12 protein-coding genes and 2 pseudogenes are annotated in these 12655 nt (G+C 40.1%); 6 read left to right on the forward strand and 8 right to left on the reverse strand.

What is annotated here, in order from left to right:
* Positions 1-196: 196 nt before the first annotated feature.
* The 3 genes and pseudogenes from CDG79_RS44420 to CDG79_RS35485 form a co-directional block, all read left to right on the forward strand.
* Positions 197-372, forward strand: a pseudogene (locus tag CDG79_RS44420) (tyrosine-type recombinase/integrase); the annotation flags it as partial.
* Between the two features lie 313 nt (positions 373-685).
* Positions 686-1114, forward strand: a complete 429-nt coding sequence (locus tag CDG79_RS35475) for a hypothetical protein (protein WP_094346289.1) — start codon at positions 686-688, stop codon at positions 1112-1114.
* Positions 1115-1700: 586 nt separating this feature from the next.
* Positions 1701-2543, forward strand: a complete 843-nt coding sequence (locus CDG79_RS35485) for a DUF3592 domain-containing protein (protein ID WP_094346291.1) — start codon at positions 1701-1703, stop codon at positions 2541-2543.
* 101 nt (positions 2544-2644) lie between these two features.
* On the opposite strand, the gene CDG79_RS35495 is transcribed toward CDG79_RS35485, so the two are convergent.
* On the reverse strand, positions 2645-3052 hold the full coding sequence (locus CDG79_RS35495; RefSeq protein ID WP_094346292.1) for a type II toxin-antitoxin system VapC family toxin: 408 nt from the start codon (positions 3050-3052) through the stop codon (positions 2645-2647).
* Entirely contained in the window at positions 3049-3306 is a 258-nt protein-coding gene (locus CDG79_RS35500) for a hypothetical protein (RefSeq protein WP_143855675.1), read from the reverse strand. Before CDG79_RS35500 ends, CDG79_RS35495 begins: the two co-directional genes overlap by 4 nt.
* A 296-nt stretch (positions 3307-3602) precedes the next feature.
* Here CDG79_RS35500 and CDG79_RS35505 point away from each other — a divergent pair, with 296 nt between their 5' ends.
* Complete coding sequence (locus CDG79_RS35505; RefSeq protein WP_094346294.1) at positions 3603-4373, forward strand: ParA family protein; 771 nt, start codon at positions 3603-3605, stop codon at positions 4371-4373.
* Positions 4370-5314, forward strand: a complete 945-nt coding sequence (locus CDG79_RS35510; protein ID WP_223278539.1) for a ParB/RepB/Spo0J family partition protein — start codon at positions 4370-4372, stop codon at positions 5312-5314. The genes CDG79_RS35505 and CDG79_RS35510 overlap by 4 nt, the downstream gene beginning before the upstream one ends.
* Positions 5315-5376: 62 nt before the next feature.
* On the opposite strand, the gene CDG79_RS35515 is transcribed toward CDG79_RS35510, so the two are convergent.
* The 3 genes from CDG79_RS35515 to CDG79_RS35530 all read right to left on the reverse strand — a co-directional run bounded on the left by CDG79_RS35515 (position 5377) and on the right by CDG79_RS35530 (position 8025).
* A complete protein-coding gene (locus CDG79_RS35515; RefSeq protein ID WP_094346295.1) occupies positions 5377-5766 on the reverse strand; it encodes a hypothetical protein in 390 nt (129 codons plus the stop codon).
* Between the two features lie 40 nt (positions 5767-5806).
* A complete protein-coding gene (locus CDG79_RS35520) occupies positions 5807-7099 on the reverse strand; it encodes an ISKra4 family transposase (RefSeq protein ID WP_094346296.1) in 1293 nt (430 codons plus the stop codon).
* Positions 7100-7530: 431 nt separating this feature from the next.
* Positions 7531-8025, reverse strand: a complete 495-nt coding sequence (locus CDG79_RS35530; RefSeq protein WP_094346297.1) for a hypothetical protein — start codon at positions 8023-8025, stop codon at positions 7531-7533.
* Between the two features lie 61 nt (positions 8026-8086).
* Between CDG79_RS35530 and CDG79_RS35535 the strand changes: the two genes are divergently transcribed.
* The gene (locus CDG79_RS35535; protein WP_094346298.1) at positions 8087-8626 is read left to right on the forward strand and encodes a hypothetical protein; all 540 of its coding nucleotides are present in this window, start codon (positions 8087-8089) and stop codon (positions 8624-8626) included.
* Between the two features lie 1070 nt (positions 8627-9696).
* Here the strand turns inward: CDG79_RS35535 and CDG79_RS35540 are convergent.
* The 3 genes and pseudogenes from CDG79_RS35540 to CDG79_RS35550 all read right to left on the reverse strand — a co-directional run.
* Positions 9697-10098, reverse strand: a complete 402-nt coding sequence (locus tag CDG79_RS35540) for a hypothetical protein (protein ID WP_094346301.1) — start codon at positions 10096-10098, stop codon at positions 9697-9699.
* 83 nt (positions 10099-10181) lie between these two features.
* Complete coding sequence (locus CDG79_RS35545) at positions 10182-11603, reverse strand: IS4 family transposase (protein ID WP_094346299.1); 1422 nt, start codon at positions 11601-11603, stop codon at positions 10182-10184.
* An 838-nt stretch (positions 11604-12441) separates the two neighbouring features.
* A pseudogene (locus tag CDG79_RS35550) lies at positions 12442-12655 on the reverse strand (IS4 family transposase); the annotation flags it as partial.

A 12655-nucleotide genomic window follows, 5' to 3' on the forward strand; every position in this document is an offset into this window, starting at 1 on the left:
TCTAAGAAATAGTGATACTCTTCACCCTGACTAGCTTTCACCGTTCGCGTACTAATCAAAAGAGTGAAGTACCATTCAACAACAAATTCTAGAATCCCCCTTTTCGGGGGTTAATGCAAAAAACCCCAAAATGCTATCTCTGCTTTGGATTTTTGAATAATATATAGAAAATGATCTATACCGACATTTCTGTTAGGGAGTCAGCACCCACTCGTTTAGGCGAACTGCCCTCACGCAGATGTCGAGCGCCGGGATACCTCCCTTGAACTATTCAAGAAATCTCTGGTCACAGTGACCCCAAGACGTTGCAGCGTTATAAGCGAGGTCACGCCAGAGCAGAAGCGAAAAGCTGTTTCTGTGATTGGGTTTTAGTGTTGGTTCGCTTCTGATCGGGTTATATGGCTATCTCGACATTAAAGGAGGATTGGAAGCACCCAATTTCTAATAAAAAATCCGTGAAGCCATCTTTAGGAATTCTGAGTTATTAAAATTAGCAAAATTTCTGGAATTTGCTTATCTCAAAATGAATATTCATAGTTAGAGGATGTTTTAAAAGTAGGGGTGTATTGTAAGAAAGTTCACAAAGCTTATGCTGAAATTTTTAGACATCAGCACCTGATGAGCGTTCGACCCTTGGAGAAAAAAGGTTTAAACATCTCGAATATAAGCAAATGGTTAGAGCTATATGCAACAAGAAAAAATATTATCCGCTAAGGAGTTTTACGAGATCGCTGTGCGACAACTCGAAAGAGAACTAAGCCTAATCAATAACCGAATCTCCTGGATGCTTACATTTCAAGGCTTTCTTTTTGCCACAAATGCTCTAGTTGCCAATAAGAATACAGAGCAGGCGATACGTATAGTGTTTAGAAATGTGATACCGACTATCGGAATTGTTGTAGCGTTTTTAGCTTTGATTGGAGTTCATGCTGCTCATCTATCGATTAAAAGTATCAAAACAAGATGCAAACAGAATTGGGACTATTTGGACTATTCGCAAGCTTTTGGCACTTCTACATCAAGTATTTTGGGAAGAATTCCAAGCTATGGGATTCCTATCTCGATTATTATCGCTTGGTTCATTTTCCTCATCGGATTAATCAACGCAGGCTAACCCTTTGCTGCACCGTCAGTTACTCAACACTTGTCAGTGCCTCCAGTTGGGAGAGCAGTTTTTCTAGAAGCTTGCGCTTCTTCGAGTCTGACCAAATACGGGACTTTCTTAGTTTGGTAGTCGCAGCAGTAAAACGCTCTTTGTAATTATTCGACTCGGTGTTAGAGGTAGAGGCTGCGTCAGGGGGGTAATGTTCCCAGGTATGCGCGGTGTAACCGAGAAGCAGAAGCAAAACGCGATCTCTGCTTTGGACTTTTGAACCAGAGTTTACAGGAAGCTCAGTTTGAGATCAGTGATGCGGTGAGTTGAAGAAGGCAGAAGGCAGAGGGCAGAAGGCAGAAGGTTCTATTCAGAAGGGGATTCAGACCCCTCCTGAATAGGAGCCACCAAATTAAAAATTTGGTGGGGGTCTTAAACCCTTGTTCCCTACGGTCACGGGCAGAGGGCAGGAATCAGAATTCCCTTCTGCCAACTGAGCCTCCTGCCCTCTGCCTTTCTTGATAAAACTGGACTGGAATTAAAAATCTCAAACAGCGAAATTACTAATTGGAGTTGGCTGTATTATTGACATGAGTTTAAGAATGAGATGAACATTATATTTTCAATCATGTCTTGGATATCGATGCTTATGTTTTGGACGATTGGCCTCAGCATAATGGTATCCTCGTTTGAGAATTTACGGATAGGCTACCAAAGCAGGAAGTGGGTTGTTACTCAGGCGCTGGTTAATAATCACAGGGTAAATTCATATAATACTGGTACGCGCGATAACGAAATTAGACGTTATTCTTATATAGTTATTTATACTTATGTCGTTGATGGGATTAAATATACCTCCGAGGGAGTTGGAGAAGGAAGATTTGCAAAAGGAGGATTTGCCACTGCCGCAGAGGCAGAGGCAGCGACTTCGCAGCTATATCCTGTTGGGCAAGTACTTAATGTTTTCTACAACCCTAAGAAGCATGACGAATCAGTTTCGTCAAAAGGTTTAGGTTGGAATTCATGGAATCTGCTAGCCGTTCTTATTGGTTTCGGGGTGTTTAGTTTCAGCACTGGCGTATTATTAGAGTTCATATTAAGTGTGTTTGGCTTGGACGGCAAGAATCTTTTGAAACTGATGACGAATTTTTTTGTAGTGCTGCCCATAACTATACTCCTTGCTCTTTGCTACTTCGGTTTAGAAATAATTTGGTCTGCAATATCTGATATTAGAAGAAAACCTATAGCATCAACTTTGACGCAATTTGCCATTGGCTGTTTATTTCTTGTCATCAGTATAAACTTTATGGTTCAGATAATTTCAGAACCTCTTGGTTTACTAGTGATTGGTTCAAAACCAGACTCAGGTTGTTATCGTCCTGATTTTGGACAAAAGAAATGGTTGCCTATTTCATGCCCACCTCCTAGAAATAGGGATGCTGGCCTTTAATTTCAAGATACTTGAGGATTTATTGATGATTCTCTAACCATCTCTTGTAATTCTGGATCTGACTTCATCATTCTTTTAATGATTTTCAGTGCATTGTAACGTCATAGCACAATCTCCCAATCCTCATATTGCAACCCTTCTATTCGGCTAAACTCTCCCACATTATGAGTGACCAACACCAAGTTATTAGCAAGAGCAATTGAAGCGATTTGTAAATCATAAACACCAATTGGTGTTCCCTTTTTATTCAATTCCGAACGAATATAACCACAAATATCTGCCGCTTGACCATCAAAAGGTAAGCTAACAAATTCATCAAAAAATATCTTTAAAGTAGCTAAATTTTTGTCTCTATTAGAACTTTTATAAGCTCCGTAATAAAGCTCAAATTTGACAATATCACAAAGAAAAACATCATCTGGTGGTAGTAAATTTAAGCGAAAAAAAACCGGATTATTACTAGAATTAAGATACCGAATGCAGGCATTAGTATCTAACAAATAACTCATAATAACGGCTCTCGTTCCTGTGCTTCTGGCTGAGGCTCTCTAACTAACAATTCCCCCTGCCAACTGCCACAAGTCTGCTCAAAAAAACCAGGCGACCAGTCCCTACTTTTAGATGTAATTATAGGCGTATTTTCTGTTACATCCTCAAGGATAGATGTGATTTCTTCTTCTAAAGTCCGTTGATGACTCTGAGCAAGATGTTTGAGTTTTTCTATAACGATGGGATTGAGCCTTTTCAAGATAACTTGAGTCATATTAATCTCCTTAAAAATCAACCAACTCATCACTAACGATAAATCCAACCTTTAAGAATTGCTTTTTAATCTCCTCATCCAACAATTGTCCTTCTCGCATTTGCTCACCTAATGCCATTGTAAGCTCACCCCATCCTCCACCTCATCAGGAATCCCCACATCTCGCCCTGGTGTCAACACAAAAAACACATTCTCTGCCGAATACTTATCTCTTCTTCTGATACACTTCAATAAACTGGAAACTAAAACCGAGCCGATTGACCAAAGATCATCGTATCTTCTAGGAACGAAACCCAGTGTCAACTTCTGACCATCTTTGCCGCATTATCGCCCTGTTTAACCAGGCGGGTGGTGTCGCCAAATCAACACTAACCCAAAACCTGGGATACCACCTAGCGCGACGAAAACATCGTGTTCTCCTCATCGACATAGACCCCCAAGCAAGCTTAACCAAATTCATGGGGCTAGTGCCATCTCAGTTACAAAAAACTGTTGCTGATGCCATTATCGACGAGCAGCCCTTACCGATTCATGAGGGCATTCACGGCATGGACTTGGTTCCAGCAAGCCGAGTCCTAAGTGGAGCCGAAATGCAGTTAGTCAGTGCTGCGATGCGCGAGTTGCGGCTTAAGGAAGCCGTTGAATCTGTTCTAAATGAATACGACTTCATTCTTATAGATTGTCCCCCCAGCTTAGGATTGCTTTCCTATATCGCCTTAGTCGCGGCCACACACGTACTCGTTCCCGTTGAAACCCATATAAAAGCCTTTGAGGGAACAGACGAACTATTACAAACTATCACCCACGTAAAAAATAAAGCCAACCGCAAAATCCAAATAGCAGGGTTTGTTCCTACGCGGTATGCCAACCAAAACTCAGCCGATAAACGAGCATTAGCAGCCATCCAAGAACAACTTTCCGCTTGGGGTCGTATTTTCCCACCCATCCCCAGAGCTACCGCTTTTGTCGATGCGTCAGAAGAACGTGCGCCCCTAGCAGTATTTGACCCGAAACATCCTGTAGTCGCTATTCTTGAAGAAATCACCAAGGCTTTGGAGGCTTTATGATCCGACGCAAACAAACAGACAAACCCTTTGGGGGTCAAATTACAACTCCACCCCCTGCACCTTGGTTATCCTCACCAGATGGCGAGTTGCCAGCCGCAACCGAAACTACTATCAAACTCTCAGATATAGTTCTGCCTCGACACCAGCCCCGACGATACTTTGACCCACAAGCATTAAAAGAATTAGTCTCGTCAGTCAAGCAGCATGGCATCCTCCAACCTTTGTTGGTGCGTCCACTAGGTGGAGGGAAATACGAATTAGTAGCAGGAGAACGACGCTATCGGGCAGGGCAGGAAGCTAAACTTGAAGTCGCGCCTGTAGTTGTGCGTGAGCTATCTGATGACCAAGCGTTTCAGTTGGCTTTGATTGAAAACCTGCAACGAGAAGACCTTAACCCCGTTGAAGAAACTGAAGGTATCTTGCACCTGTTGGCAATCCGGCTGCATTGCGATGTAGAAGCCGTCAAATCCTTGCTGTATCGAATGAAAAACGTTCACAGTAAGGGGGAACAGCCCTCAAAATCCTCATTAAATGAATCTAGTAAAAACGTTTTTCCTAACCCCGATAATCCACAAGCTGGGGACAACGTTTCTGACCATTTAGCCGAGAAAAATGAATCTAGTAAAAGCGTTTCTCCTAACCCAGATAATCCGCAATCTGAGGACAACATTTCTGACCATTTAGCCGATGAAACTGAATCTAGTAAAAACGTTTCTCCTAACCCAGATGAAGAACAATCAAACACGGTACAACAGGTGTTTGAGAGCCTGGGACTCATGAATTGGCTATCGTTCATTACCACACGCTTACCTTTGCTCAATCTGCCCGAAGAAATTTTAATGGCACTGCGAGGAGGTCAACTGGAATACACCAAAGCACAAGTCTTGGCGCGGGTAAGAAAGGGTGAACGAAAAAAAGCGTGGGGAAGAGAGATTAGTTAGCGTATACTCTCCGCTAACTAATCTCTGACTAATATAGATGTTAACTCTCATCAAACTTTTGATTATTTTTGATATCTTGCAGCTTCTTCAACTAGGTCATTTAGTCCTAGCTCTAGTGTATGAAGCACCTGGTTTAACGCTTCGATTTTTGTCCGATTTTTCATCATCTCAACTGCTTTTAAGAAAGCTGGACTACCTGCTTTACCAATATATTGATGACAACTTTTGTTACCATTTTTGGTAACAAAGATAGGTTCAGATGATTGCCACTTGTAATACCAATAAGCTCCGCCCTTACCTTTGGCGCGGTAACGAACAATCCAACAACCAGAAAAAGCTACATCACTCTTGTTAAGAGTAGAGATTTCTTGGTTGATTTCTTCTCTTTTGGCAATTAAAAGTTCTATTCTGTGTGCTAAATCTGAAAGACTCTGTTCTCTTGTTTTGACCACTATTAAATACAACCTTAAAAGTCCAAAGTTAGCGTGAATCTTACGCTAACTTACTGTGATTGTAAGATTTGGATGACCAAAAACTTGACCATCGCGTTGAGTTACTTAAATATGCTGCCCTGAGAGCCATAACTCCTTCGGCTCCAAAAGAAGACCAATGCATACCTGCCTGTTTTAATCTTTGAGTAACCACACGCCGATTGGAACTTTCAACAACTCCTGAACCAATCATTAAACCAGCTTTTAAATAGGAGCGATAATCAATTCGACTCTGATTATTAGTTAAATAACGCTCTAAATCAGTAATCGATTTGGTTAAATCTTTCTTCTTTTGTGGGAATTGATGACAATTTTCAATTACTGTAGTCCATTCAGATTTCTTTAGTAATTGTTGTTGAGTTTTTACCCAATCCTTTTGAGTATCTTCTTTATTTGGATACGCTGCTTTTGCCACTGCCCACACATATTCTGAGAGATGAAAAAAGTCGAGAATTTCCACTGCCCCTGGAAATTGTTCTGATGCCATCGACCAAATCCAATGTGCGCCATCACCAAGAAATACGGTTTTTGTGGGTTTTTTACCTGCTATTTGATGATATAACTGAGATACTCTATTCCTAAATTCTGTTCGGGACTTTAAAGTAGCTACATATTCCCTTTGACGTATGACACCTCTTTTTTTACCAACTTTTTGATGGTCTTTACTCCAGAAAATTACACCAACTTTTGCTTCTTTATATCCTTGTTTTTGATTCAAGGGAGTCATGACTCCATCAACTCCCACATATAATAAATCTGGTTGCTCATCCTCTAAATTAGGGACTTCAAACTCTGAAGAAGTGTCTGGCAAACATTCTCCATCGAACTCTTGTGTTTGTAGTTCATTTCCGATCTTTTCTACTTGATTAGCTAAAGTTTTTTCTGCTAACTCTAACGTTGTCCATTTTTGAAACAAGGAGTGAGAGTTAGGAAACTCACTACTGATTCCCAAAGCGCAGGCTAATTCTAATACCATTGGTAGCCATTTATCTTTTGGTAGCCCTAACTCTTCATCAACCTTGACCTTAATACCATCTCTTGTAACGTAAGCTCTACGTACAAGAACTATTTCACCTAATGGAGTGTAATATCTTTTTTCTCGTTTAGTTCTAGGATGGTCGTATTGGGCTTCTTTTTCTTCTATTTTGGCTTGAAATAAGCTTTGTTGCACAAAGTTTCCTAATTTTAGCCACATACTGTGGAATTCGCGCACAAATTCTTCTAAATGGTTCCACTCCGGTAAGGAATTGAGTGTGTCATGAATGTGAGACAGAATTGATTGGAGGTTCTTCATGGGTAGTTTGGTTGCATGGTATCAAAAGCTATGTTAGCGTATCCAATCCGCTAACTACTCTCCCACACCTTTTTTCGTTCACCCGGTAAGAAATAATGAAATCCGAAAAAAACTTTTATCCGAAGCGATAGCTAACTATTGGTCTTTAAGCCAAATCAAAGAAAAAATCACAGATTGGACTGATGATGAACAAGCATCCTCGTCTAAAGGATCTAACCAAATACCAGACCGCCTTCAAAATATCACCCAGCGCATTAAAAAGCGTCAGCTTTGGAAAGAACCTAGAAAGCAAAAGCAGTTAGTAAACCTTTTAAACAAGCTTGAAGCATTACTAGGGGATGAGTGACAACTACAAATTCACCGACCCAATGAATCGTATTTGATAATTTGGGCTTCGGCTAGTTGTCCCGTGGGCAGGTCGGCGAAGTGGCTTACCTTGGCAAATACATCTCCCAATATTGTCCATCTCTAATACGTACTACAAGCTCTACAAGCTCCTGTGCATCTTTATCTAAAAATTCACGCGAATAATCATCAATATGGATTTCTTTAACATCTGTAATTTGATTGCGTTGACAATCAAGTAATTGAAGCCCCATTTCCTGAAGCAATTTATAATGACTATCCCATAAATCATTTTTATGTAAAGTATTGTACGGATTTTCAGTGAGAAACTGAAACACATGAGCTACAGACTCATAGTTTGATGTTGGCGTAAATAATCCTGAAAGGAAACCCATTGATGGATCATCCCACTTCAAAGGGGAATAGCCAATAATACGACCATCATGTAAAGCAACAGAGACAGAGACGCTCATCGCTGTCCTCTTAATAAATTTGGTTGATGTTTGTTCAGAAACCTTTAGAATATCAGCAAAATAATGTCGGCTTTCCCACAAAAAACGACATAAAAGAGCGATCGCCACCAATGCTTCGTAGCTTCCTTTCTTTGAATAAAATTAATGCTACCCCAAGAGGATAGTTAATATGTCATCTGGTGAATCCAACAATCCCAATGTTATTGGAGTAGATGAAATCTGCTTTGAAACCATAATGCCTAACAATATAGTGCGTCTCCCTAAATACGGAGAGGAAATCCCTGTTCAATTTGGAGTTCGCATTACTAATCAAGCATCAATACCCTATCACTTTGACTTGCCTTATGTTTTGCCAGAAATCTTAGATCCTTATGGCAGGACAATGCAAATGTCTTTAAATAAAAATGCAACAAGGGAGGCAGAAGAATCAGATATCCCGCTAATCAGTCCTGGAGAAAGGTTGGATTTTTTAATGGATGCCAAATTTAATTGGTATCACGAAAATTATCTACGGCTTTTAGGCAATGCCATTTATGGAGGTATTTGGATTTTCTGGTACAGTCAGCCTGGTAAATATCAAGTTAGGTTCACGTATGAAAATTCATTGCCAAAGAAGAGAATGCTTACATTAAAAGAAGGATGGACTGAAATTGACGGATTCTGGACAGGGACACTTACATCACACTTTGCAGATTTAATTCTTAAATAGCCGCGACCGAGCAAGGAAGTTGCACAGTATTGGCGGCTGAAATCTCTTTCCCCAGCAGCATAACGCACCAGCAATTCTGATTCAGTCATAACCTACCCCGCACCAGCATCAATTAATATTATCCTTTCCAAACTCCCCCTTGATGTCATATAACCAGGATTTAAGAACTCGTGGCTCGGAGTCGGCGCAGCGAAGTGGCTCTTGCGGGCTTGCAGGATCTAGTTGGCCCAACCAGTAATCTCCCTGCCCGTAAGAGCCACCGACTCTGAGAGCGAAGCGGTCACGAGTTCGTCGGGTCAACGCTCTTATTACCGACTAAAACCCCTAGAGCGTTGCTTCTGCTTAAGCATTTCTTGCTGCTGCTGCTGTTCAATAAGAATTTCATTCCAAGTTCGCCCACTAGGTGCAATTATTTTTCTTTTGAGCAAACCTGACCTTGAAATTATCTTCAGTACAGTAATGTCTGCCTAGACACAATAAGAATACTTGATACAAAAATGAGTATTGCGGGTAGCAATAGGGAGTATTTAGGCGGAGAATTTCTGTTTTGCTGACAACTGACGCTCACACCTTTTGGATCAAAAATGAGTATTTGTGCGTCATCTAAAGCCAAATTATTGCTTAGAAACACATTTTGAGCAAAACTCTACTTTTTCATATTACTTTATACTACATTTGTAACCAAAAAGCTGCACTCCACTTGTGAGTTACACCAAAGCTATCCTGTAAACACCACTTATTACATAGGATTCATGTAGATTATAAGTATTAAAATAGTAGTTCTAAATACCTTGCCCAAGTGGTAGCTGTTGGGTAGCTTAACTGGTGACACACAGCTACCAGTTGAGTAATGAAAAAGCGAGTTTTTGAAAATTTGATGATTCCCCAACTGGTAGCTATAGAGTAGCTCTACTGCTACCAGTTGAGCATAAGACATTTATTGAAATTTTCTTGCGTAATGCTTACTGAATATGACTTACAGCAAATTTTGAGCGCTGGATTCATTCCTGACTTTTCACGGGATGTGGAAAAGAAAGAGTGGTTCGCGATAGACTATCGCGAACCACTCGCTATTCTTTATTATATTTGGAGGTTTCTTCGACTAAATCTTTTAAACCCTGTTTGAGAGTCTCAATCGAACGATCTAAAGCTTCAATTTTAGTCCTTGCAGTAATTTGTTCAATGGCATTTATGTAGGCAATACTACCAGCCTTACCTAAATGCTTGTACTTGGAAAGCTTACCATCACTCCGAGTTGGAAATATTGGTGTTGTAGTATGTAGTTTATAGTACCAATAAAATTCTTTACGCCCCTTTGCTAGGTAACGAGCTATCCTACAACTAGGTGGCGCAATAGGCATTGAATTGTGTATGGCAGCGACTTCAAGTTCAAGACGCTCCAACATGTCGATAACTTTGTCTATACGCGATTGTAAATCCTCTTGGGCTATAGTTTTCCGGTCTTTCGGCATAAAATCAACATTCCGCGATTCGCGACTGCTTGTCGCGAACCATATTCCTCTATAACTTTGTTGAGTAACTAAAATCAATATATTCATTTTAGATTTTCATGTAGCAACCAACCTTGGCACAAGGTTTCTAATTCCAACCAACCTCGCCACAAAACTTGTATCCCAATAGGGCTATTCTTCCTATGTTCTAAGTATCCGCCGAGACGTGCAATTGCTCTAATTGCCCAGTCAACTGTAAGCTGTATCTGCTTTTTTTGTTTGGGTGGAGTACTAGCAAGTAGCACATCCATTTGTATTTTTGTTAACACCAATTCGGCTGAACTGTGCGGGGAATTTCGATGTAAATAAGTCATTCGCAGTAATTGTGCTGCAATAACTGTTAAGAAACCCAACATTGTTGACATACTCTCACCTGCCAAGCGATAACTTTCCGCTTTACAGCCAGATTTTAAGATTTTGTGATACTCTTCTATTTTCCATCTATACGTATACCACCGGAGAATTTGTTCCGCCTCTTGTTGTGTCGAAACTAACTCACTTGTCAGTAACATCCATGAAACTGGCTCACATCCGTCTGGCAGATTAATCTCTGTTGCATAAACAGCGTAAACGTTAAAATTGCCTGACTTTTTTAACCGGACAGGAGGATTTATTGATACTGGACAATATCTGATTTCTAATGTTGCAGTTCTTTTAGAGCGCTTTTTAGTTTCAGGTAATTCAACCTCTTTGATAAACTGCACTTCCAAGGATGTTACATACTCCCATAAATAAGAGCTTTCTCCCGATAAACAACGATTGTGAGCGGCTCTGACAACTACACCTGTATTTTTATTTTTACGTTGAAGTGCGAATACTTCTGCAATATCTCCTTCACGGTCAAAGACATGAATCACTCTTGATAGTAGTCCACCATCAGGCATTTCTAAACCCTTAAATAATTTATTGACTTTTTGAAAAGCTTCAACCCATCGATAAGATTCTTTCTCTTTAAAAGCTCTATTTTTGGCGATTAAACGTTCTTTCTTTAATCGCTTTTTTTTAGCTGTAGATGTTTCCCCTGGTGGTGGAGATGCTTTGTGCTGTCGATGCCACAATTTCTCCCATAATAATCCTAGTGGCTGACCAAAGTCTGGATCTAGTGCTAAAGAACTATGTAAAATTAGTCCGTTCCCACCATTACCTGTAGGACCATAATCATCTCTTTTTTCTAAGATTTTTTTATAATCCAGATAAGTAGTATCTCCTACCGCTAATACTATTGGTATGCCATAAATCTCTTGTGCCGTTTGTTTAAAAGATGGTTGAGTCAATTTGTTAAAAGTAGTTTTAGGGTTAGAAAAAAATTCGTAACCGCGTTTGAGGTCACTAGCGCTTTGAAATATTTCTGATAGAGGATGACCATATTTTACTTTTAAAGCCTCCGCAATTAACACTGCTCTGTCGGTTAAGCGCTTGTCACCCAAATCACAATTACGGTACGGATTTGCTTCTAGTAATTTCATTGCACCCAAAAGGTTTAAACTACCAGCACCTTACATTAAAGAGCGCAAATCATCTTAAATTCATTTGATTGGTTCGCGATTGATAATCGCGAACCACATTTCTTTTCCACATCCCGTGAAAAGTCAGGATTCATTCTCAATAACTTCAAAATTATTGAGAACATATAATACAACTGTGTTGCAATTGTGCTTCAATAATTCTTTCATTCACTTAACCCAGCCCACTTAACATCCGATTTTTTTTTCTTCATGCCTGAATAGAAATTGTTCCTTTTACAATCTCCACGCTTGTTAATAGAGATGAAACTTGTTTTAAGTAGTGAAATTGTCTGATTAGTCACAGTTACAAATAGCAGACATTTTGCACCTAAAACCCCGATTCCTGTGCAAAATGTCTGCTATTTTGCACAGCTTATACACGCTTTTAACTGTTATAGCTGTCAAGGAACTTTGACTATTCAGTACAAAATGTCTGCTATTTAGAACATCGCTTTAACTCAAAAATTGGTGTCTAATACATACACCAACTACCTTTTAGCCACTTTTATCAAACTGGCTCATTCTCAATAACTCAGCTTTTATTGAGAATATATAATACTTTCATGTTGCAAATGTACTTCAAAAAACTGCTCTCTTAACTGCCCAGCTAGTAAAAACTAAAGCCTCGCCTCGGCAGCAACGAGTTCGGTCTACTCGGCATGGCTCACAGACTAAAACCACGATCCTGCTGTCTGAGCTTTTGTTGCTCCTCCCTAAGATGAGCTTCTAGCTCCTGACTCCAATCAGGATTATGGGTTTTGAGCCGAATGGCACTAAGAAAAGCCAAAACGCTTGTGTATTAAGCAGTTTGCAACTGCTTTCGTAATTCGTGCCGAGGTTTGGTCATTAAGGGATAAGCTTTCGGGCGGCGTTTACGGACTCGTGCTTCGTTTCTAGCAGGACGGTCAGGAACAGCCTTGTGAGCGATAACTTTTAGTAAAGTACGATAAATTTTAAGACGTTTTGTTGAAGTTGCGGCTAATAATTCGGGAATAAAGTTATTTAAATGATGG

This window comes from Nostoc sp. 'Peltigera membranacea cyanobiont' 232 (genome assembly GCF_002245985.1).
Lineage (GTDB): Bacteria > Cyanobacteriota > Cyanobacteriia > Cyanobacteriales > Nostocaceae > Nostoc.